The organism is Bythopirellula sp., assembly GCF_041737835.1.
In the GTDB taxonomy this organism is placed as follows: Bacteria; Planctomycetota; Planctomycetia; order Pirellulales; family Lacipirellulaceae; genus Bythopirellula.
In genome coordinates this window covers 181,607-204,618 of sequence record NZ_JBGSQY010000004.1, presented here as the reverse complement: position 1 = coordinate 204,618, position 23,012 = coordinate 181,607, and the positions used below count along the sequence as shown (strand labels likewise).

17 protein-coding genes are annotated in these 23,012 nt (G+C 56.7%); 5 read left to right on the top strand and 12 right to left on the bottom strand.

The window, feature by feature from the left end; all coding sequences use genetic code 11:
- Positions 1 to 64: 64 nt before the first annotated feature.
- The 4 genes from AC6T8Q_RS02310 to carB form a co-directional block, all read right to left on the bottom strand.
- Complete coding sequence (locus AC6T8Q_RS02310; RefSeq protein ID WP_500677555.1) at positions 65 to 2,437, bottom strand: hypothetical protein; 2,373 nt, start codon at positions 2,435 to 2,437, stop codon at positions 65 to 67.
- A 1,056-nt stretch (positions 2,438 to 3,493) separates the two neighbouring features.
- A complete protein-coding gene (locus tag AC6T8Q_RS02305) occupies positions 3,494 to 3,922 on the bottom strand; it encodes a DUF4332 domain-containing protein (protein ID WP_500677554.1) in 429 nt (142 codons plus the stop codon).
- 47 nt (positions 3,923 to 3,969) lie between these two features.
- Complete coding sequence (locus AC6T8Q_RS02300; RefSeq protein WP_500677553.1) at positions 3,970 to 4,578, bottom strand: Uma2 family endonuclease; 609 nt, start codon at positions 4,576 to 4,578, stop codon at positions 3,970 to 3,972.
- Positions 4,579 to 4,731: 153 nt separating this feature from the next.
- Positions 4,732 to 8,043 (bottom strand): carbamoyl-phosphate synthase large subunit, encoded by a 3,312-nt coding sequence (carB, locus tag AC6T8Q_RS02295; protein ID WP_500677552.1) that lies wholly within the window; start codon positions 8,041 to 8,043, stop codon positions 4,732 to 4,734.
- A 280-nt stretch (positions 8,044 to 8,323) separates the two neighbouring features.
- On the opposite strand from carB, the gene AC6T8Q_RS02290 reads away from it, so the two are divergent.
- Together AC6T8Q_RS02290 and AC6T8Q_RS02285 are read left to right on the top strand one after the other, a co-directional pair.
- A complete protein-coding gene (locus tag AC6T8Q_RS02290; RefSeq protein WP_500677551.1) occupies positions 8,324 to 9,136 on the top strand; it encodes a hypothetical protein in 813 nt (270 codons plus the stop codon).
- Positions 9,137 to 9,153: 17 nt separating this feature from the next.
- On the top strand, positions 9,154 to 10,812 hold the full coding sequence (locus AC6T8Q_RS02285; RefSeq protein WP_500677550.1) for an amidohydrolase: 1,659 nt from the start codon (positions 9,154 to 9,156) through the stop codon (positions 10,810 to 10,812).
- A gap of 61 nt (positions 10,813 to 10,873) precedes the next feature.
- On the opposite strand, the gene AC6T8Q_RS02280 is transcribed toward AC6T8Q_RS02285, so the two are convergent.
- The 6 genes from AC6T8Q_RS02280 to AC6T8Q_RS02255 form a co-directional block, all read right to left on the bottom strand.
- Entirely contained in the window at positions 10,874 to 11,656 is a 783-nt protein-coding gene (locus AC6T8Q_RS02280; RefSeq protein ID WP_500677549.1) for a hypothetical protein, read from the bottom strand.
- A gap of 271 nt (positions 11,657 to 11,927) precedes the next feature.
- A complete protein-coding gene (locus AC6T8Q_RS02275; RefSeq protein ID WP_500677548.1) occupies positions 11,928 to 14,423 on the bottom strand; it encodes a DNA gyrase subunit B in 2,496 nt (831 codons plus the stop codon).
- 19 nt (positions 14,424 to 14,442) lie between these two features.
- The gene (locus AC6T8Q_RS02270) at positions 14,443 to 14,835 is read right to left on the bottom strand and encodes a DciA family protein (RefSeq protein WP_500677547.1); all 393 of its coding nucleotides are present in this window, start codon (positions 14,833 to 14,835) and stop codon (positions 14,443 to 14,445) included.
- Positions 14,836 to 14,906: 71 nt separating this feature from the next.
- Complete coding sequence (dnaN, locus tag AC6T8Q_RS02265; protein WP_496920830.1) at positions 14,907 to 16,022, bottom strand: DNA polymerase III subunit beta; 1,116 nt, start codon at positions 16,020 to 16,022, stop codon at positions 14,907 to 14,909.
- Positions 16,023 to 16,408: 386 nt separating this feature from the next.
- Positions 16,409 to 17,467 carry a DnaA/Hda family protein gene (locus AC6T8Q_RS02260; RefSeq protein ID WP_500677546.1) on the bottom strand — a complete coding sequence of 353 codons (1,059 nt, stop codon included), beginning with the start codon at positions 17,465 to 17,467 and terminating at the stop codon, positions 16,409 to 16,411.
- A gap of 139 nt (positions 17,468 to 17,606) precedes the next feature.
- Entirely contained in the window at positions 17,607 to 18,758 is a 1,152-nt protein-coding gene (locus AC6T8Q_RS02255; RefSeq protein WP_500677545.1) for a cysteine desulfurase family protein, read from the bottom strand.
- Positions 18,759 to 18,964: 206 nt separating this feature from the next.
- Between AC6T8Q_RS02255 and AC6T8Q_RS02250 the strand changes: the two genes are divergently transcribed.
- The 3 genes from AC6T8Q_RS02250 (at position 18,965) to AC6T8Q_RS02240 (ending at position 20,733) form a co-directional block, all read left to right on the top strand.
- Positions 18,965 to 19,537 (top strand): hypothetical protein, encoded by a 573-nt coding sequence (locus AC6T8Q_RS02250; RefSeq protein ID WP_500677544.1) that lies wholly within the window; start codon positions 18,965 to 18,967, stop codon positions 19,535 to 19,537.
- 27 nt (positions 19,538 to 19,564) lie between these two features.
- Positions 19,565 to 20,248 (top strand): SMC-Scp complex subunit ScpB, encoded by a 684-nt coding sequence (gene scpB, locus AC6T8Q_RS02245; RefSeq protein ID WP_500677543.1) that lies wholly within the window; start codon positions 19,565 to 19,567, stop codon positions 20,246 to 20,248.
- Positions 20,249 to 20,355: 107 nt separating this feature from the next.
- Entirely contained in the window at positions 20,356 to 20,733 is a 378-nt protein-coding gene (locus AC6T8Q_RS02240) for a hypothetical protein (protein ID WP_500677542.1), read from the top strand.
- Between the two features lie 86 nt (positions 20,734 to 20,819).
- Here the strand turns inward: AC6T8Q_RS02240 and hemA are convergent, their stop codons facing one another.
- Positions 20,820 to 22,091, bottom strand: coding sequence for a glutamyl-tRNA reductase (gene hemA / locus AC6T8Q_RS02235; RefSeq protein ID WP_500677541.1), 1,272 nt, complete (start codon positions 22,089 to 22,091; stop codon positions 20,820 to 20,822).
- Positions 22,088 to 22,996, bottom strand: coding sequence for a hypothetical protein (locus AC6T8Q_RS02230; protein ID WP_500677540.1), 909 nt, complete (start codon positions 22,994 to 22,996; stop codon positions 22,088 to 22,090). The genes hemA and AC6T8Q_RS02230 overlap by 4 nt, the downstream gene beginning before the upstream one ends.
- Positions 22,997 to 23,012: the final 16 nt, after the last annotated feature.

Below are 23,012 nucleotides of genomic sequence, written 5' to 3'. Positions count from 1 at the left end.
AAAACCGGACACCGACTTTTGAGGCCGGTGCCCGGAAATCATTGTTGTCAATCAGCGTCCGTTCTTATCGATCACCGCGTCCGCGGCCTCCTCCACCGCCGCCGCCACCGGCGCCACGGCCTCCGCCGCCCATGGGCTTCCCGCCACCGCGACGTCCACCACCCCCTTGGATTTGAGGCCGACCACCGCCCCCTCCGCCGCTACCAACATTCGGAATGCTGCGTTGGATGTTGCGGGGTGCTTGCTGAATCGCACGCTGTCCGCTGCCACCACGCTGAGGTGACTGGATGCTGGGGCGACCCCCTTGAGGAATTTGAACGCTTGGCCGACCTTCCCCACGGTTATAGTTGCCTTGCGGTCGGCTCCCTTCAGGACGCGAACGAAAATTCTGACCTTGGGGCATCACTTCCTGTCCCGATGGCAAACGCATGACGCGCTGTGGGATCGGGCCTTCGATGTTCCGCCCCGCGTTACCAGGAACTTGACCCCGCGGTCTGTCACCAAGTTGTGTTCCTCCCGGCACACGGTTGAACGTGCGATTATCGACTGGAGGAGTTTGATTGGCTCGACTGCGGAGTTGTTGATCCATGTTACGGCGTGCACGGGAAACTTCGTCGTTACCAGTTTCGATTTCGCGCCGTACTTGGCCACGGTTGTTTAAATCGAGTCCCGGGTTCGGTCCGCGAACTTCACTCGGACCGATTCGCGTATTGCCATCGGCACCAACCCGTGCCCGCACGCCTTGATCGGTGCGGATGTTGGTATCAACGCCGGCACGACTTTCGAGTTGACCACGATTACGGCCATCGGGACGTGTTTGTCCATCGACGCCTAGTTGTCCTTCGAGATTACCACGAGGGCGTCCACCTGGACGACCTTGCCCATTGGCGTCGACACCAACTTGGCCTTGAAGATTGCCACGTGGGCGATCCCCTTGGCGAACTTGGCTATCGATTCCGACGCGGCCTTGTCCATTTACACCACCTCGGCCATCACGGCCGCGGACAGCATTATCGATAGCGCCAGTTGCTCCAACATTCGTGTCGGAAATCATATCCCGGCGTGAACGGCCTTGGGCACGCTCGCGATATTGATTGATATCGGTCTGACTCAGATCGCGAGTGCGAATGACATCACGTCCGTTGCGGTTCAAATCGTCAACGGTTGTGACTAATCCGTTTCCACGTCCATCCCGACCGCCGCGTCCATCTCGGTCACCACGGCCATCGGCAATATCGCCGTCGCGGTCACGAGAACCACGACCATCGCCGGGGCGACCATCTCCAGGTCGTCCGTCGCCGGGCCGACCATTGCGATCGCCGTCACGTCCAGGACGTCCGTCCCAATCTCCAGGACGGCCGCCACGGTTACCGCCGCGTCCATCCCAATCGCCACGGCCACGTCCGCGGCCATCCCAGCTGTAGCGATCCCAGTTGTTGCGGTCGTTCCAGAAGTTGTTGTCCCAGTTGTTACGGTTCGACCAACGGAAAGTCGACCACAGGGGATCATATCCAAACTGATTGCCACCACCGTAGCCCCAGCGACCGTAGTTGTAACCCCACGGTTGCAAGTAGCCTGGATAGTTGCCGCCCCAATTGCCGTAGTAATAGTGGCCGTAACCACGATTTACAAACAAGTTAGCAACCAACAAGCCCGTATTGAGCACGCTAGTAGGACGATAAAATCCACCGTACCCACCGCGATATCCACTACCCCAATAAACGGGTGCGTAGAGTAGACCGCGATTCTGCGCTGGGTAGTCCCAATAGCCATTCACGTACACGCTCCCGCGCGAAGAATAGCTGTAATGGTTCGGTACCCACACCCAGTTAGGGTTGCCTTCGTACCAATAGCCGGCTTGCCAAACATAATCGCCGTTCTGATAAGCCCAGTTACCTGGAGCCCACAAATAGTTTTCGCCCGGCGAGGGGCTCGAGGGTCCTGCTTCAAGAGATTCCGGAGGAATGGGCAGCATTGTCAGCTGCTCTTGCTTGGCATCACCCCAAAAACCAGAGACCCATTGATACCCATTATCCACTTCTTGCCATTCACCAGGAATCCAAGTACGGCCTGGCGGAACATCACGCCACATACCGCTGACCCACACGAAGTCGTCGCGGCCATTATCAAACATCCAATAGCCCGATATCCACTGAACGTTCTTACCTTCGGGTTGTTCCGAGGGAGGAAGTTCATTAACGGGTTGCGGTGGTTGTTTGGAAATGATTTCCAGATCTTGCTGGCTCAACGACATGGGCTCGGCAAATGCCTCATGTATCGGGCCGTTGTCCAAGACCTCAGGATCAGGCATGGCGCTTTGTGAGTCTTGCGCAGCAGCCGCCTGCGGAGGCACCGGCGCTTGCGCGGAAGCGTCGTCGCCACGCCAACTCACCAACAGAGCAGCGAGTAGCCCGCTGCCCACAAGGAATTTCTTCATGATCTTTTCTCTCTCCCGAAAATGTGCACTCATCCCCTTAATGGAAGACTGTGCACTAGGGCGCCCCGCGGAAGAGTCGTTCTGGTCGCGGGATTTTGAATGGTTGTGCGGCAAGGTCCCCTCAGCCGCTTATTTTTGAAACCTGGGTCGCGAGCGCAGCTTGAGCTGTGCTAGGGAAAAGCTAGTTGCACTCCGCGTGCCAAAGAGAGTTACAGCGAGAACTATGATTACTCGGGACGAGCAATCATGCTGTTTTAGGTCGTTTGGCAATCATGCTGGACGGTCAGGCTGCCAAAGTTAGAAAAAACCTTATGAAGCGCGGGAAGCCGACTGTCGCGAGCTAGCGGCGCAGCGTCGTCACTTTTTCGAGATTCTCGCCTCAAAGGTTAAGCGCAAACTCGAACCCACCGCTACATCTTCACGTAAACATTCCGTCCGGCGAGCCCGCTTCAGCGGGCGGCGAATAACGCAAAGTTGTAATCCAACAGCGCATAAAAAAAGCTCCCAGAAAAGCACACGTCCCAGGGGGGCAAAGGACGTAGTTACTTTTCCGGGAGCGATTGGACGCAATGACGCTTGCTGTCAGGCGGACAAGTGAGAAGTGTGTCGCATCTCACTCGCCGGTTTGTATCGAGGCGGTGGAAGGCGTCCGTGCCTACCAACCGCTTCGGGGTCGACAATCGCAAGCTAGTCGACCCTTCACGTGTATTGTTGTTTTGATGTTCCTCGCAACGGCAATGACTGCTGTGGCGGCGACGTGATTAAGGAGAGCTTTGAAAAATTTCTTGTGAGCTTTTTTCTTGGCTTCCTTGCCTCGTGCGTCAGCGTCAAACGCGTTGTTCAATCGTTGTGGGGGGGAGAATAAGGCCCTCTCGAAATACGGTCAAGGTCGGTTTTGAAAGTCATGAAAAACTTTTTTGAAACATTCCTGTTGTTGATCAATGCAATAGAGAAATCGTTTGGTTTTATGCTGAATTCTCGTACACCGCGACTTGTGCCTGTTTATGTTCGTTGCCACCAAATAGATTGTGACAGCACGCATAAACGTCGCTAGCATCATGCTGCTTGCGACAAGTTTTGATGTTGTTGATTTGCTAAACCAATCCAAGCACAAATTTCTGCCGTGGATGGTTTTGTTTTCTTCGCGACCCACGATTCGGGCAGCGCATCGCGCCACAGTGCTTCGATCTTCGCGATCAATTCCGTGGGCGTGCTCCGTGCGAGTCGTTCCGCCGAAGCAACTTCAATCGCCGCGAGAACCCGCGCCGCATCGCTCGAAAGTTCCGGCACTCCAACCAGCAATCGTGCTTCACGCTGCCAATCAGCAACGGTTTCCACCGAGAATTGCCGATCCGCAGCCGCTTGCGGCTTAACGGCCAACAATTCCGCCACCGTGCGCACGCCAACGGTCGCAAGCCGCCCCGCAGCACGGGGCCCAAGCCCTAAAACGTCGCACGCATTGCTCTGCCAAGTCCAAGTCACCATGGGGCGGGATGATAGAAATCGCGAGAACCCGCGTGAAGAGCATTTAGCTATTCGCTATCACTCACCAATCGATCGACTTCAGCCCAAAACGTCGCCAAATTCAAGAAAAGTTCGGCCAGCCGCGGCGATTGATACTGATCATCGTGCTGGGGTTGAATTTCGAAGCGGCCATTTCGATTGATCAGAAAATCGAACTGCCGTCTCTCCGGATCAACAATCCAATATTCGGCAACGCCAAACTCGGCATAGAGATTAAGCTTATCGACGCGGTCTCGACGAGTGTTGTTGTCGGAGATAATTTCGATCACCAAATCAGGCGGGCCTTCGACGTGTCGCTTGACGATTTGGCGTCGATCTTTTGAAACGTAGATCAGATCCGGTTGTAATACGGAATGATCCGCGAGAACGACATCCATCGGCGCGGCACATCCCTTACCGCCACCAGTGCGGGCGGCTCGCAAAACAAATTCTGACAACAGCAGGGAAATCGCTTGATGCAAGTAATTGGGCGACGGAGAACTAACCAGCTTTCCCTGGATAAGTTCGATTGGCTCCCCTTCCGGCAATTCCCAATAGTCGGCCGCGCGATAAGGCCCTACGGTGGTTGGCGGCGAGAATCCAGTCAGCGCGGCAAATTGAGGAATGATTGTGCTCATGGATGTATTATAGCTCTTGCTACACGCCGATTGCCAGCAAATCGTTTCTCGCAGTAAATAGGCCTGTGCTTAAATCACCCTGCGATGCGTCGCATCGCGGCTACTTCTCACCTCTGCGTATCTCCGCGCCTTCGCGAACTCCGCGTTGCATCCCTACCGCACTACCGGCGCGAAGCGATCCTGCAGCGCCTCGACTTCCATTTCTTCTTCACGCAAAGCTTCCATCGCCATGACGGCCGCGGTCGCGGCTTCGATGGTTGTGAGACAGGGAACGCCTGCTTGCACGGTCGCCGCGCGAATTTTGCCTTCGTCGGTGCGTGCCCCTTTGCCGCGCGGGGTGTTCATCACGAGCGCCACGTCGCCGTTGGCCAGAAAGTCGAGCAAGTTGGGATGGCCTTCGCGAATCTTTTTCACTTCACGCGAGGGAATTCCTTCGGTGGCCAGAATCTTGGCGGTCCCTTCGGTGGCCAGCAGTGAATACCCCATGTCGTGCAGCCGCTGGCCGATTTCAATGACTTGGGGTTTATTGCGATCCGCCACGCTCAAGAAAACATTGCCACTGTGCGGCAAAACTGTCCCCGCGGCGAGTTGGCTCTTGGCGAAGGCCATGCTGAATCGGGGGCTGATCCCCATCACCTCGCCCGTCGAACGCATTTCTGGGCCAAGTACGATATCGACCCCAATGAATTTGATAAACGGCAAGACGCTTTCCTTCACCGAGACATGACTCGGCACGGGATCCTCCGTGATACCTTGCTCGACGAGCGATACGCCAGCCATCACCTTCGCAGCGATTCGCGCGACGGGCATCCCCGTGGCCTTGGCCACAAACGGCACGGTGCGGCTCGCGCGGGGATTCACTTCGATAACATAGATCACGGGACTGGGATTTGGGGATTGGGGGCTGGTTTCTTCCCCAGTCCCGAGCCCCGAGTCCCCAGTCTCTTCCCAACGCACCGCAAACTGCACGTTCATCAAGCCGACGACTTTCAACTCACGAGCCAGTGCGACGGTCGAATCGCGAATCTCTTTCACGACGGGACCAGGCAAACTGTAAGGAGGAATCGCACACGCCGAGTCGCCCGAGTGAATGCCCGCCTCTTCGATATGCTCCATAATGCCGGGCACGATCACATCGCGGCCATCGCTGATCGCATCGACGTCGACTTCGGTCGCCCCTTCGAGGAAGCGGTCGAGCAACACCGGCTGACCCTGTGCGACGACAAACGCTTCGGCTGTGAACTTTTCGAGTTGCTGTTGGTCGTAGCAAATTTCCATCGCGCGGCCACCCAACACAAAGCTGGGACGCACCAGCAACGGATAACCAATTTTCACCGCCACGCGCCGGGCCTGATCCATCGTTCGGGCGATGCCATTGGCTGGCTGTTTGAGATCCAGTCGCTCCAACAATTGCTGGAACTTCTCGCGATCTTCGGCCGCTTCGATGGCATCGACGCTCGTGCCAATGATCGGCACTCCGGCGCTCTTGAGAGCGCGGGCCAGATTCAACGGCGTCTGCCCGCCAAATTGCACGATCACGCCATCGGGTTCGACGCGGTCGCAAATGTTGAGCACATCCTCGACGGTGAGTGGCTCGAAAAACAACAGATCGCTAGTGTCATAATCGGTGCTGACAGTTTCGGGGTTGGAGTTCACCATCACCGATTCAATGCCAAGTTCGCGCATCGCGAAGCTCGCGTGACAGCAGCAATAATCAAATTCGATCCCCTGCCCAATGCGGTTCGGCCCGCCGCCGAGAATCATAATCCGCTTCTTGCCCGGCTGCTTAGGTGGTGTCTCGTCTTCGGTTTCGTACGTGGAATAGTAGTACGGCGTGTAGGCTTCAAACTCCGCCGCGCAGGTGTCGACCGACTTGAACGTCGCGACGATGCCCAGCGCTTTACGGCGTTCGCGCACTTCGATCTGCGTGCTACCGAGCATGATCGCCAGTTGGCGATCAGAGAAACCTTGCCGCTTCGCGGTGCGCAACAATTCGGGCGAGAGATTGTCCCAACTTCCCACCGCGCGAATCAGTTCTTCTGTTTCGACAATCTCGGCGAGGTTATCGAGGAACCACGGATCGATGCCGGTGAGTTCGTAAATTCGCTCAGTGGTCATACCGCTCTTGAGCGCGTAGCGCAAATACCATACCCGCTGCGGACCAGGCCGGGAAAGCTTCTCTTTGATCTCTTCTTCATTGGGTTGGCGGTCGGTTCCCCAGAGGTCGCTGCCATCGCAACCAAAACCGAAGCTGCCAACCTCCAAGCCGCGCAACGCTTTTTGGAACGATTCCTTAAACGTGCTGCCGATGGCCATCGTCTCACCAACGATTTTCATCTGCGTGGTGAGCGTGTCGTCCGCCTCGGGGAATTTTTCAAACGCGAACCGTGGAATCTTCGTGACGACGTAATCAATCGTCGGCTCGAAGCAGGCAGTCGTCTTGCGGGTAATGTCGTTGGGGAGTTCGTGCAGCCGATAACCGACGGCAAGCTTCGCTGCGATCTTGGCAATCGGAAAACCGGTCGCCTTCGAGGCAAGCGCACTCGAACGGCTGACCCGCGGATTCATTTCGATGACGATCATCCGGCCAGTTTGCGGGTGGATCGCGAATTGAATGTTCGAACCGCCCGTCTCCACGCCGATCTCGCGAATCACCGCGAGGCTCGCATCGCGCATCCGCTGATATTCCTTGTCGGAAAGTGTTTGCGCGGGAGCCACAGTGATTGAATCGCCGGTGTGGACACCCACGGGGTCAACATTCTCGATTGAGCAGATAATCACGACATTGTCATCCGCATCGCGCATCACCTCTGTCTCGTACTCTTTCCAACCGATGATCGACTCTTCGATCAACACTTCCTTGATAGGTGATTGATCGAGGCCGCGGCGGACGAGTTCATCAAATTCTTGACGATTGTAGGCGATCGCCGAGCCACTGCCCCCCATCGTGAAGCTGGGCCTGACCACGGCAGGGAGTCCAATGTCGAGCACCAACTCGCGAGCTTCGTCGAGCGTATGTACCGTCTTGCCACGACAAACTTCGAGGCCAATCTTGTGCATCGCCTGTTTAAAGCGTTCCCGGCTTTCGGCTTTGTCGATCACATCAGCCTTCGCACCGATCATCTCGACGCCGAACTCCTTCAGCACGCCATGTCTCTCAAGATCCATAGCCAAATTGAGAGCCGTCCCACCTCCTAGGGTCGGCAACAACGCATCGGGGCGCTCAGCTTCGATGACCTTGGCCACTATTTCCCACGTGAGCGGCTCGATATAAGTGCGGTCCGCCGTCGCGGGGTCGGTCATGATCGTGGCGGGGTTACTGTTCACCAGTATGACTTCGTAGCCCTCTTCGCGCAGCGCTTTGCAAGCCTGAGTTCCCGAGTAATCGAACTCACAGGCTTGGCCGATCACGATCGGTCCCGAACCAATGATAAGAATGCGTTTGATGTCGTCGCGGCGAGGCATGGCAGGAAGGTTGCTCGTGGTTAGAAGCTAGGGCGATGGGTGCCACTGCTGGCTTGCCCAGCAGTGCCCTAATGAACCCTCAAAACGTGGATAAAATCGCTCGATTTTAGCGAGAAAACGGCCCTGGCGAAAGGGGCGGCGTTCTTGCCCATGACGGTCGATCAGCTGCCCATGTGAGAAATTGAGGTCGATTTCACTGGTGTTTACGGCTATTATGCCTCCTGCCGCTCACCGCCCATCTTTCCCGACAATCCCTCCTCTTTCGCCGCGGAGCGACCTCATGAAACTAGCCACTGTATTCTTGGCTCCAATTCTGTTTTCTTTGGCAGCAATCAACAGCGCCTCAGCATCGATCACCAACGTCGTCGTTACCAATACCAGCAGTCCGAACGAAAGCCTCCCCACAGCATCGTTTGAAACTCAATCCACGCTCTTTCCCATCACGAACTCCGGAGTCACGAGTTCATTCGGTCACCGCATGGGCTTTCACAACGAATACACGGCCGATGGTGGCGCGGCTCAGGTTCATAAGCGCAATGTGATTTTTCAGATCGATTTCACGGTTGAAGATCCGAATAGCTTTGGATTTACACTTGAAGCGGAGAGCGGCTTGATCGGGCGTTCGTCAGTCACCTCGACTTCCGCAGGGACAGGCAACGTGACGGGTGCTTCGTTCTACGTGTCGATTGATGACTCGACGGATGCCCCCAACACTTTCAGTCCATTCACGCCCCTGTTTAATCAAACTCCGGGAACCTCGGCCAGCGATTTTGCTAGTTCCTCGGTTTTGGGCGATCAATTTGAATCCGCGACGGTCGGTTCCTTTGTAGGAACAACTTCGTTTTCTTTTGAATTTTCCACCGTCCCCACGCCAACGACCAATGTTTTCTTTGGCAATAATCACTTGGGATTCGGCTCGGTGGACTACCTGACATCCGGCTTGTTCGGTCACCATCTCACCTTCACGGCGACATTCAATGTGCCAGAACCAGCCGGGGGGTGTCCTCTCTTGTTCGCAGCGAATTTATGGCTCACTGTTCGCTGGCGCCGGCAACTTAGCTGTAAAACGCATTGTGTCTCTACGCTTGAATGATTGACGAGGGAATCCTCTTGGTTCGATTTCTTGCACGACTTGCCTGCCTTGCTGCGATGGTTAACTCGGTGACCTTCGCCGAGAGCCCCTCGACTTTCATTCTGACGGGCCGAATTTGGACAGGCAATCCTCGCCAACTGTGGGCCGAGGCTATCGGCATCGAAGGCGAGCAGATTGTGGCCGTGGGCGAGGAAAGCGACGTCTCGTCAAAGCTCGGTCGCGATGTCCGCAAGATCGATGCGGGTGAAGGTCTCATCGTGCCGGGAATGTGCGACTCGCACATCCACCTTATCGAAGGGGGCAGACACCTTGCTTCGGTTCAGCTCCGCCATGCTAAGTCGAAAGAAGAATTTGCGAGCCTGATTGCCAAGTTCATAAAGACCAAACGACCACCCGGCAAGCAATGGCTCACTGGCGGCGATTGGGATCACACGTTATGGGGTGGTGAACTTCCCGATCGCAATTGGATAGACGAGGTCACTGGCGGCATACCCGTGTGGCTCTCGCGACTCGATGGTCACATGGCACTTGCTAATACCGCAGCCATGAACGCGGCTGGCATCACCGACGACGTGGAGGAGATCGAGGGAGGCGAGATCGTGCGCGATGCGACAGGCCGCCTGACGGGTTTGTTTAAAGACAATGCGATGAGTCTCATCCAGCGCGCGCAACCGAGTGACACCCTCGAACAACGGCTTGAATCCGCAGTCGCCGGAATGAAGTATCTGGCCGAGCATGGCGTTACTGCGGTGCATCACATGGGCTCTAGGGACGACTTGACCGTCTTGCGCCTGGCCCAACAACGCGGTTTGTTGACGGCACGCATTTATGCTTTTACCCCCCTGGGACAATGGCAGCGCCTGGCAGACGAGGTCAATTCCCAGGGACGAGGGGACTCGTGGTTAAAAATTGGCGGGCTCAAAGGCTTTGTCGATGGCTCGCTCGGCTCGCACACCGCGGCATTTCTCGAACCCTTCACCGACCAACCAGCAAGCCGCGGCCTACTGGTCACGACCGAGGACGAACTCGAAGCTTGGACCCAAGGTGCTGACGCTGCGGGATTGCAGGTCGCGGTCCATGCCATCGGCGATCGAGCCAACCGCATTCAGCTCGATATCTTTGAAAGAGTCGCGGCTAAGAACGGCCCGCGCGACCGACGGTTTCGGATCGAACACGCGCAGCATATTCATCCCAACGATCTTGCCCGCTTTGGCAAACTCCAGGTGATCGCCAGCATGCAGCCCTACCATGCAATTGACGATGGTCGATGGGCCGAGGGAGTGATTGGCCAACAGCGCTGTGAAACGACTTATCCCTTTCGGTCGCTGTTAGATACCAAGGCCCGACTGGCCTTTGGGAGTGATTGGTTCGTAGCCCCGGCAGAACCACTTGTGGGGATCGATGCTGCAGTCACGCGCCGCACACTCGATGGCAAGAATTCGACAGGCTGGATTCCGGCGCAAAAAATTGCTGCCCAGGAAGCTTTGCGTGCTTACACATCGGATGCAGCGTACGCTGGCTTTGCTGAAAAAGAACTTGGCACGCTCGAAGTCGGCAAGCTCGCCGATCTGGTCATCATTGATCGCAATATACTCGACCCAGCCGCAAGCGAAATTGGCCAGGCAAAGGTTGTGCTCACCATGGTTGGTGGACGCATCGTGCTTGATCGCCGTTAAGGCACTGTTCGTGTTAATGCGATTTAGTGCTAGCCGTCGGCAAACAATTCAACTTGGCCAATCAATTTGTCATCGCTTCGGGCTCGACTTCCCCATCCAACTTCTTCAGCCGCCGCTGGATATCGAGGTGCATCCCCAGGGCGAGAATCTCGGCGATGAGCAGCAACGCCCACAGGATCCAGGCGTTGCTGATTTCGGTTCCCGACGCGATGAAAGGCAAGAGAAAGCACCCCAAAAAGAACACCGCGACTCTCATCCCGCAGCCCAGCCCAACCGCTACGAAAGGCGGGCCATATTCATAAAGATTTCGGATGCGACCTGGCAGGCCCAACAGTACCCCCGCCATAGCGAACAGGATTGCCCAATGCATGTGGTGATCGGTGATCCAAGCCCACGCTTGTTGAATGTTCAGCAGGAATTGCTGTAGCCAGGGAATTCCTGAACGATGGGATTGATAAGCCACTGCGCCCGCATTGATGAGAGCGAAAATGGCCCACAGCCGCAGGCTGCCAATCGTGTCCTTGCGCATCGCTTGATGTCGGAGAAACAAATAAAGCACCGGCAAGATGGCCAACAGAATCAAATATTCCCCAACCATGGGGAGCACGAGATGCCAAGCCGTCGCTTCGCCGACCCAGATCGCGTAGGCACACGCCCCCGCCACTGCGGCGATTTGAATCACCTGCACCACGATCTGACTGGCGTTGAGTTCCCCCCCCTCGGTCTGCAACAGATGGCGGGCGTCGGCCACGCTCAAATTGTTGACGAGCATGCTCCCTGCTTCGCCAGATTTCTTGGCAGGCGGAACGATTGGAGCCGCGGGTGATTTTTTCTTGCGAGACATACCGGCAATGGTAGCGAGCGGGCGAACGCAAAATCAAGCCGCCCTAGACCATGATTCAGCAGATGAAGTCCTACACGGTCGAATCGTCTTGAGCTCCTTGTCCTCGACCCATTGCGCGGCATAAAGATCCCAACGCTGATGGAAGCGGCCTTCCATCGCCATGATCGGTACTCCTTCGAGCGTACCACACACGAAACGACCACGATGACTCGTCTCCGAGGCTCAATAGATCGTTTACTATGGACCGAGATGAAAAGAACCTAGTTCGCGCCTACACGTCCAAATTCTTCACGTCGAGCGCGTGCTTTTGGATGAAATCCCGGCGGGGTTCGACGTTGTCGCCCATCAGAACTCGGAACAACTCGTCGGCACTGCCGGCGTCTTCCATGCGGATCTGAAGCAGCGTGCGATTCACGGGATCAAGCGTCGTTTCGCGCAATTCCTCGGCGTTCATTTCACCCAGGCCCTTGAAGCGAGTGATCTGCAAACCTTTTTCCCCCGCGGCACGAATTGCCCCCGGCAGGCCGCGCATGTCGTCGAGACCGGTTTCGCTGTCGCCACGACGCAGCGTGTAGCGCGAACCTTCCATGCCCGTGCGGTCGGTCGGAATGATAGATTCAATTTCAAAGCCGAGCTTGGAAAGATCTTTTAAAAGCGTGTTGATCGTTCGCACTTCGTGGAGTTCGACGATTCGCAATTTGGGCCCGACTTCACCGTTGGTTTGCGCATGGTCGTCGTCCGTGAGAGCCGTTCCGGCGTCCAAGCGAACTTCCTTGCCGGTAGCTTGTTCTTGCTCGGCAACAAACTTGTCGAGCGCCGCGCGGCTGTTAAACCAATGCTCTTCGGTGCCCAAAAACGCGTGAAAAATCGGGAGTTCCAGCGTAACCGGGTCTTGCCGCTCGGCATGGGCCTTGAGACTGATGCCTCGGCGCTCCAACGCCACAATCGACTCTTCCATCGCAGCCAATGTGCGGCACAGCTTTTCCATCCGCTCGCCATCAACCAAATCGCCATTGCCGGCATCGAACACGCAATCGCCCAGGCCAAGATCAAGGAGTTGGGCCTTCATCTCCTCGTCGGTTTGCACGTAGTTGGTGTGCTTCCCCTGTCGAACGCGGAACAACGGTGGCTGGGCCACGTAAACGTGCCCTTGGGCCACAAGCTCGTACATCTGTCGATAGAAAAACGTTAAGAGCAGCGTGCGAATGTGCGAACCATCGACGTCGGCGTCGGTCATGATTACGATCCGGCCGTAGCGCCGCTTGCTTAGATCCTGATCCTCGCCGATGCCGATGCCGATCGCGGAGATCATACTGCGAACTTCTTCGTTGGCGAGCACTTTGTCTTCACGGCTCTTGTAGGCATTGATAATTTTACCCCGGAGCGGCAAGATTGCTTGATACTCGCGAATGCGGCCGCCTTCGGCGCTACCACCGGCCGAATCACCTTCCACGAGGTAGAGTTCGCACTTGTCGACGTCCTTGCTCGAGCAGTCGCGGAGCTTGCCTGGCAGACCGCCACCGGCAAGAGCTCCCTTTCGCTCGCGGATGAGTTGCCGGGCCTTGCGGGCGCTTTCACGGGCTTCGGCGGCGACGATCACTTTGTTGATCATCGCCTTGGCGGTTTTCGGGTTTTCTTCGAGAAATTTGCTCAAATAATCGCCGAACGCCGAGTTCACGATGCCTTCGACTTCGCTGTTACCGAGCTTGGTTTTCGTTTGGCCTTCGAACTGAGGATGCGGCACGCGCACGCTAATCACAGCGGTCAGGCCTTCACGAACGTCTTCACCCGAGGGAATCAAATCCTTGAAGAGATTTTGTTTCTTGCCGTAGTTGTTGAGCGTACGAGTCAACGCCGTGCGGAAACCGGAGAGATGCGTGCCCCCTTCGGTGGTACTAATGTTGTTCACATAGGAATGCACGTTCTCGGTGTACTCGCCCGAGTACTGCATCGAGATCTCCATGGTCACGCCTTCGCTCTCCCCATCGAGGTAAAGTACCTCGGGGTGGACCACTTCGCTCGCACGATTGAGCCAAGTCACAAATTCCTTGATGCCTTCCTCGTATTGGAAGGTTTCTGATTCGCTGGTCCGCGCGTCGGCGATCGAGATCTTCACGCCGCGATTCAAGAAGGCGAGTTCTTGGAGGCGCTTGACCAAAATCTGATAAGTGAATTTCGTGTTCGGAAAGATTTGGGGATCAGGCTTGAATGTTGTTTTCGTGCCCCGACGATCGCTGGTGCCAGTGCGGCGAACTTCCCCTTTGGGCACGCCTCGTTCGTATTCCTGGTGATACATGTGGCCGTCGCGGCAGACTTCCACCTCACACCATTCGCTCAAGAAATTGACGACCGTCACGCCGACGCCATGCAAACCGCCGGACGTTTGATAAGCCCCCTTGCTGAATTTGCCGCCAAATTTCAGCACGGTCATTACCCCTTCCAGGGTCGATACGTCGCGATCCATTTGCTCGGAAAGTTGTTCATGCTTTTCGACGGGAATACCCCGGCCGTCGTCTTCGACCGTCACCGAGCCATCGGAATTGACCAGCACGCGCACTTCGGTCGCGTAATCGGCCATGGCTTCGTCGATCGAGTTATCGACAACTTCGTACACCAAGTGATGCAAACCGCGGGTCGAAGTATCTCCGATGTACATGCCCGGCCGTTCGCGGACGTGCTCCAAGTCGCTCAAGTGCTCAAGATCAGAAGCACCGTATTCAGCGTTGCCCGCGTTGCCAGATTTCTTCTTCGGTTCGTCGTTTGACATTTGTTCCAACTGATTGTGTTTAGGGGTCGATGCGTCCGACCTTAAATTTCAATTGCTTAATTCCCTCGCTGGGGAGTGCCGCCTGCAAGCTCGCCAGTAGTTCTTCCTTGCGGAACGTGAGCTCCTGCATCAATAGCGAATTCGCCACAAGCACCTCGAACACGCCCCGCCGTAATGCGGAAACCTGCGTCATAGTGGCGAGTCCTTCGCCGATAGCCGTGTGCCAGGCTCCGTCGCGTTCTCCTGCCGCGCGAACCTGGGCATAACCCCGGCGGCTTACCAACTGAGCAATCACATTGCCAATCGGTTTAGGCCTTCGACCGTGAAACTTGCGTTGCTCGGCCGAACGATGTTCAGCAAAGTCAACCCAAACTTCGCGAATCTCAGGGGTGTCGCCATCGGTGTCGGCCATTGCTTATCTCGTGAGGCTGAGGCTTGTGACCTCGGGGGGAAATCCGACCTCGGAGAGGTCAGCCACAGTTTTTACCGATCACGTGACAGGGGCATAATCACATAGCCGTAACCATCGTCCGTCTTGCACACGGCCGCGCTTTCGGCATCCTTCGCTTCAAAGGTGAACGTCTTCTCGGCGTCCAAGACCTTGAGAAAATCGGTCACGAAACGGGGATCAAGGGTCAACGTGAGTTCATCGCCGTTGTAGCCAATGGGAAGTTCAATTCGCGATTGCCCCACTTCGGCGGCTTTGCCAGCCAGCACCAACATCCCGTCGCCGAACGTGAAATCGACGCCGCGACTCTCTTCGCTGGTAACAATCGCTGCCTGACGTACGGCAGCATGGGTCGCACCCACGGCAAGTTCCAAGCTCACAGCGTTTGAACCACCTTCGGGGAAAACCTTTCTCCAATCCGGAAACCGTCCTTCCAGCAATCGTGCCGAAATCGTGGCTCGTGCGCTGTGAACGAGAATCTCATTGCCCTTGAGCGCGAGTTGCACTTCGCTGTCGGTGGGGGCAATTGCTCGTTCAATGAGCACCATCGCCCGCGTGGGAACGATCGTGGTTTGCTCCGTTTGAGGGGTGCCCGTTTTTGTGACGGGGCCGGTCATTTTGGAAAGTCGGCGGCCATCGGTTCCCACGGCGGTGACTGCATCGTCACCGAACTCCAACTTTACGCCGCCCAGGGCATAGCGGCTGCTTTCGCTGTCGGTGGCGAACACCGTCCGGCGAATCAGTTCACGCAGCAACCGAGCTGAAATCTCGAAATAGCTTTTCTCCTCGAAGGCCGTGACCTGGGGGAACTCCGCGGGGTTTTCGGCAGGCAAGCGGAATTGGCTTCGTTCGCCGCGAATGGTCACGCCCGTGGAGTCGCATTCCAAATGGAGAGTTTGATCGTTGCTCTCTCGCAAGATCGAACCAAACCGCGAAACCGACAGAACGGTCGTACCAGGCACTTGAATGTCGACCCCCGAAACCTGATGGCGGATCCCCACTTCGAGATCGGTGGCAAGTAGCGTGACCGAGTCGCCTGTGGCTTCCAACTTTACGTTTTGCAGGATCGGCTTGGGGCTCCGTGAGGGAGCGACCGAAGCCACGGTTTGGAACGCTTGCAGAAGCTGTTCCCGATCACAAGAAATCTTCATGGACTTGCTGCCCTTTCCGCTGGTGCGAGAGGTCTCCGCCGAGGATTGGTTTTCTAATACGGTGCTCAACGGAATCCTCCTGAGTGTGTTTCTCTTTAATAAAATGTATTTAGTTAGTAGCAGTAGTAATGAGAGGCCGAGAAATGTCGATAACGCTCTGTTAGTAGCGGTAACCTATTGCATTGTCAGGACTTCCAATTCCCACTGAGTTGTGGAAAACGAGTTGGTTGTTTGTTGGTTTGTCGTTAGTAGCTGTTGATGGTTGGTTCGTGTTGTGTCGTTTGTCAGCTTGTGCTGAAAGTGCCTTGAGTTTGTGCGTTGCTAGCAACAATCAATTAACAAGTTTTCCACAAGTGTTGGTGTCTTCTGGGTTTGAACATCGCAGTTCAAGCGGCCAGCACAATCCGGCGTAATTCCTCGACGGCGTGTTGCGTGGCGGTGTCGGTGGCTATTCCCAATTGCAGCGATTCCATCGCGTGCATGATCGTGGTGTGATCGCGTTTGCCGAGTTCTTTGCCAATCTGTGCGTAGCTCGTGTCGGTGAGCGTTCGTAGCAAATACACGGCTACGCTGCGGGCAAAAACGAGCGATTTCCGCCGGGCTGGGCCACGCAAAGCCGCTTGTGTGACCCCGAAATATCGGGCCACCACGGCGATGATTTCTTTAGCGGTGAGACCAGGACGATGATCACCCACGGCCGTGCCGACAATCGAAGACACATCCAGTTCGCGCAACGCACGCAGCAATTGCGGCACGGGACCGGTTGTCTTTTCGGCGAGCGTACGCAGTTGCCGCTCGTCGACCGGAGTGCCCCGCTCGATGGCCGCGAGTCGCAACAGTTCCAAGCGGGCTTCGACGCCAGGATGATTGAACCACAACAGCAATCCCCCGGCGAAGCGATCGCGCAAGCCAGGATCAAGCTCCGCCTGAACGGTAGGCGATTCTTGCGAGGTGCAAATCACAACCGCTTCGGTCTCGGCAAGTTTATCCAGCAAGTCGCGCAGCTCATGATGCAGCGCCAGCTTCGCGGGGAGCTTGTGCAAGTCTTCGATGACTAAGAGTTGCAGCCTTGCGAGCCGTGATCGTAGATCAACAATCTCTCCATCGGTGCGGGCATCGCTCAAACGCCGGGCGAAGTCGATCGCGGTGAAGTAGGCGACTTGTTCGCTCCCCAGCACCGGCAGCCAACGCCTGACAATTGCGTGGGCCAACGCCGATTTGCCACATCCCGAAGGGCCAATGAGAACCAAGGGATTGGTCCATGTTGGCGGCGTGAAGTCGGCTTCTCCCGTGAGAAGCTGTTCCAGGGCCAGGATCGGCAGACGATTTTCGGGACCCGCCACAAAGCAAGGCATTTCCGTCGGCGCAGCAGAATCGGCCCGTCCACTGGGGCTAGGGGGCAGATCGATTCGCAGCACTCCGTCGGTCACGTGGGTTCCGTCCATAATCGGCATTTCGAAGGTGTCGCGGGGAGGCTCGAAAAGGCCTAATTTCCCTGCGAAAAGAAGCGAAAAATGGAATCCCTGATTTTAGCCGATTGCGGAGCACGTAGGGAGGACTCGCGGGGCAATTTTCGCCAAATAGTTAGCGTCGTAAGTGATTGTGTGCCTTGATGATACGGCGAGCACTTTCGCGGGCATCGTCTGGCGTATTTGTCACACCAAAACTGAACCGCAAAGCCCCCTCAATCTGCTCTCTTGGTAGGCCCATGGCGACCAACACAGGCGAGAGTTCGCTCGACCCGCTGGCACAGGCGGAACCGGTCGAACACGCGATGCCAGCTAGGTCGAGAGCGAGAAAAAACGCCTGACGATCAACGCCCGGAAACGCAATGTTCGCGGAGTTGGGAAGGCGTAGTGCATCGTGTCCAATCACGACCGCCGACGGAATGGCGGCTTGGATCAGCTGCTCGAATTCATCGCGCAGTGCCGCGAGGTGTGCTGTGCGTTCTTCACTTTCGCGCTGCCAAATCTCAAGGGCGGTTTGCATTCCCACGGCGAGGGCCACCGATTCCGTGCCAGGTCGCTGGGCGGCTTGTTGATGTCCGCCAAAGAGCTGTGGTGCGAGGGCCACGTCATTGCGCAGCAATAATGCGCCGATTCCCAACGGGCCGTGAAACTTATGCGCAGCACAACTCAGAACGGCTAGATCCCACTCGTGAAAGCGCGTGGGAAGTTTGCCCACCCATTGCGCCGCATCCGTGTGCAGGGGAATATTTCTTTCCGCGCAAAGGCGGCTGATTTCTTCGAGTGGTTGGAGAACCCCCGTTTCGTTATTGGCAGCCATGATGCTTACGAGCCGCGTGTCATCGCGAAAGGCCGCGGCAAATTCGTCGAGATTGACGATGCCGTTTTCACGGGCCCTGACCCGGGTGACTTGCCAGCCCCGGCGTTCCAGCTCGGCCACAGGGCCCAAGAGCGACGGATGCTCGATGGCCGAAGTGAGCAGGTGAGCAGAGGGTTGGTTTGCTAGCAGTCCGAACAAAGCCAGATTGTTGGCCTCGGTGCCACCGCTTGTAAAAACGAGCCGATCGGCGTCCAAACCCGTCGTTTTGGCCCCCAAAAGCTCGGCAACGCGTTCGCGGGCGTTTTCCAGGACCCGACGGGCTGCCTGGCCAGGACGGTGCTGGCTGGACGGATTGGCGGGAAAATCGAGCCAAACCTGGCGCATCGCGTCGGCCACTTCCGGCAGTAAAGGAGTGGTCGCGTTATTGTCGAGGTAGATCATATCGGCCATGCATGCAGTATAGACGTTAGACGCTGGTTGCTGGGCGCTAGCACATCCAAAACTAGCAGCTCGCGCCTACCGGCTCACGTCTAATTGGCATTGCGGGCGAATTTCAACCAGGACTACCATCCGCGCGGCGAAAGGATTCGCCGTTCTAGCCGCAGGCGCAAGCCTGTGGTCCCAAGAAGTACTCCGCACCTCAAGGATGAGATGCCATGGCTGTGATGTTTCGTGCAGTGGTGATGTTGGTCACGCTGGTGGGTTTGCCGACGGCGTGGGTCTATTACGGTCCGTTGCCGCAAGGCGCGCAGCAAGTCGTCGATCGATTTGTCGAGGTGGCGCAGGACGCGTTGGGTTGGAAAAAGTCGTTGCCGGTTAACACGGCCATCGGCGAGAAGACGGCTCCAAGATATGACGATGTGTTGCCGACTCCCACAGCTCGGCCAGCTGTTTCACGCGCGAGCTTTCAAGGCAACGCCGAGCCCGTGCAATTAGTTTCAGCCACGGAAGCTATGCCGACTCCCCCGGCATCGATTACCCAGGACAAACAAGGCGAAATGGCGATGCATCTTTCGCTGCTCAAGAGCCTGGGCGTGGCTCAGTATTCCCTGGAAAAATGGGGGCAGGGCTATCGATTTAAGTGTGCCCTGCCAATTGGGGACAATCCCGATTTCACGCGGCAATTCGAGGCGATCGATGCCGATCCGTTGGCCACCGTGCGGCAAGTTGTGGGTGAAGTCACGTCGATGCAAAATGCCCGACTCGACACGGGAACTTTGTGGCGTTAATCACCTCACCACATTGGGAACTCCGCCATGAAGTCTCGTGCCACTAGCCTAGGGCAGCGATTGCAAAGCGTCGCGCTAAGGTATAGCACTCCCCTAAGCGGTGCAAAAAGTACACGGCTGCGTCGCTTGCCGATTGGCAACCAGTTTGCCAACGCGGTCGTGGGGAATCCCGCAGACGAACAAGAGGCCAAACTCACGCGGCTCGAAGCCGTGCTGTTCTTATCGCGGGAACCGATTTCCACAAGAAAACTGGCGAATGTCGCCAAACTTGCCGATGGAACGGAGGCTCGTACTTTGCTGAAAATGCTTGCTCGGCGTTATGAAGAGCGAGCCAGCGCGATGCAGGTGGTGGAAGTGGCCGGCGGGGTGCAATTGTTTACACGTCCCGTCGTGGCCGATTGGATCCGCCGTTTGCATGGCGAAAGCGAGGAAATTCGGCTCTCCCCGCCGGCGATGGAAACCCTGGCCGTGGTGGCCTTTCGGCAGCCGGTGGTGCGTGCGGAAATCGAGGCAATTCGGGGGGTCCAGTGCGGGGAAATCCTGAGAGTGTTGATGGAACGCGATTTATTGCGTATTGTCGGACGTTCTGAGGAACTGGGCAGGCCGTTTCTCTACGGCACGACGAAAAAGTTTTTACAAGTTTTTGGTCTCCGCCGCTTGGAACAACTGCCCCCTATCGATCAAATTCATAGCGTTGGCACAGAGTGGTAGTCTTGCAAAAAAACAGGTGTCGCAGTTAGGTTACCTATCCGCAACACATTATTCATACAGACCCAAACCCGTATTTGTATTCGTGAGATTGGTGAGAGGAGCATACCGTGCAACTTAATGATTCTTGGCAATTGTCGGCAGCAGGTTTCGAGAGCGAAGGTTCGTTGGCCTTGCTTGAAAAGGAATTTAATCTCGTGGATCCTCGTTTGAGCCCGATCACAAATATGGGCGACGACGACTACGACGATGATGAAGAAGAAGACGAGGAAGAGGACGACGCCGAAGACGGCGATTACGAATACGAGTATGAGGACGAAGAGGAAGACGAAGACGACGACGATTCCGAAGAGGAAGCCGAAGAAGAGTATGAAGACGACGAGTGGGAAGAAGTCGAAGAAGACTCTGCTGAGGACGACGAAGAAGACGATGCCGATTCCGAGGAAGACGTCGAGTACGAATACGAAGAAGAAGACGAGGATGACTGAGCCGCTCGTCAATCTTTGAGAAACTGAGAAACCGACAACGCCCAGCATTGCTTGCCAGGGCGTTTTTTATTGGCCCAATTGGGATATTACTCTTCGATCTTGAACAGACGCCGCAAGGCGTCCAGCAAGCCGTGATGCGTGCCGTTCTGCGAAGCGTCGCGCAAAGACTCCAACGGAGGATGCAGCAGCTTGTTGACCAGTCGATCGGCAAACTGGCGGATCTCGTTGCGGCTGCGATCGTCGAGTTCAGGGAGCTTGTTGAACAAGCGCTCGAGCTCGGCTTCCTTGGGCTGATGCAACCCCTTTCGCAGTCCCGTGATCACGGGAGCGGTCGAACGCAGATGCGTTTCGGCGATAAAGCGGTTAGTTTCTTCGACCACGATGGCCTCGGCGGCGGGAAGTTCAGCGGCACGCGCGGCACGATTCCGCTGGCAGGCCAAGTCTAAGTCATCGATCGAGTAAAGATAGACCCCCAGTTCGTCGTTGATGGCCGCTTCAAAATCGCGCGGCACGGCGAGATCCAAAATCACTAGCGGTCGTTGGTGCCGACGGGGCACGACTTTTTCCGCGAATTGCTTCGCGGTCACAATCGGCTCGGTGGCGGCCGTCGTGCTGATCGCCAAATCGGCTTGAGCGAGTTGATTCCACAGATCGTCCCAAGGGTGGAATGTTCCCTGCCATTTTGTGGCCAGTTGTTGGCCCCGCTCGGGATTGCGATTCACGACGTGTATCTTGGCTTTGCCCACCTCGCGCAAGTAACGCAAGGTTTCGTCGGCCATCTTGCCCGCCCCGGTCACTAGGACGTGCTTGCCGTTGAAGGTTTCAAACACACAGGTGGCGAGTTCCGAAATGGCCACACTGGCGATGCTCACGCGATGGCGGTGGAGTGATGTTTCGCCGGTCACCCGCTTGGCGGTCCGCAGAGCGGCCTGAAAAAGTTCGTGCAGTTGGGATCCGGCCGAACCGGTGAGCTTGGCCCATTGGTAAGCCTGTTTCACTTGCGACAGGATTTGTGGTTCACCCACGACCATGCTATCGAGACTGGCGGAGACGCGGAACAAATGCTCGGCCACTTGTTGATCGGAGAGTGTCGTCAGTTTGCCCGCCAAATCGCTGGCCGACAGATTGTGAAAACCGGCCAAGGCTGTGACGAGTTGTTCCAGTTCGGGCGGCTCGTTCGTTCCGGCCGCATAGAGTTCCACCCGATTGCACGTCGAGAGGATCGCCAGTTCCGTGCCAGGGAGTTGCTGCTGCCATTGGCGTAACGCACGTTCGATTTGGGATTCATCGAAGGCGATTCTCTGGCGAACGCTCAGGTCGGCGTCGTGATAGGTGCAGCCAATCATGCGGAGCTTCATGGCGAATCTCCGAATGACACGGTTTCAATCGGGGGCGGGGACGCCCCGGCTCGCGTGGCTTTTTCTTGATGGAAACTGTCGCCCCACATGACCGAGGCAAACACCAAGAGCAAGAATCCGAACGCCGCGAGGGTGAGAAACGCGACTTTCCGGCCCTGCCGCGCAGCGGGATAGATCATGCGGAAGGTTTCGGCCACCAGCAGCCAAGCGGTCATCAATGTCAGGCTCAGCACGACCGGATTGGTCCACGAGAGCCTGTGCGAATCGTCTTGGGCAAGTTGCGTGAGTACTCCCGTAAGAAATCCGCCAAGGACGAAGACCGTCGCCGCGCCGAGTGAGCGGCTGTTGGTTCGCGCGAGCCATTCCAAGCTCGGGAGCCGAAACCCGGCCGAGGCGGGCCGCTTTTGTTTGAGGCGATAGCTTTGGATGAGGTACATCAATCCGGCGAAGAATCCCACCAGCACGGCGATCGTACCCAGCATCAAGAAGACGCCGTGGACCACTCCCCACACCCGTGGGGCGGCATAAGCGGCGAGCGGTTGCGATGAAGCAAGCGTGGCCGCACCGATCAGCCCGAGTACCCCCGGCAGCAAAAACAATCCCAGCGATTTCTGCGGATAGTACAAACGGGCCGCTACATAAACCGCGGCGAGCAGCCAGGCGGCCAAGAGAAACCATTCTTGCTGGCTGGAAAGCGGAGCGGCGGGTTGGTGAGAGACACGCACGCCCAGATACCACGTGTGGGCCACGAGCCCCGCCCCCGCGGCGGTGATCTCAGCGATGCGGCCTGATTTAAGCGGTCGCCAAAGTCCGAACATTTCCAGCACCAAGGCCACCGCATAGCTGGCCGCGAAACAGACGATGTTGATGCCGGAGTCCATGGGCGTTACGTGGCAAGAAATCACGGAACAAGTTCCGCGG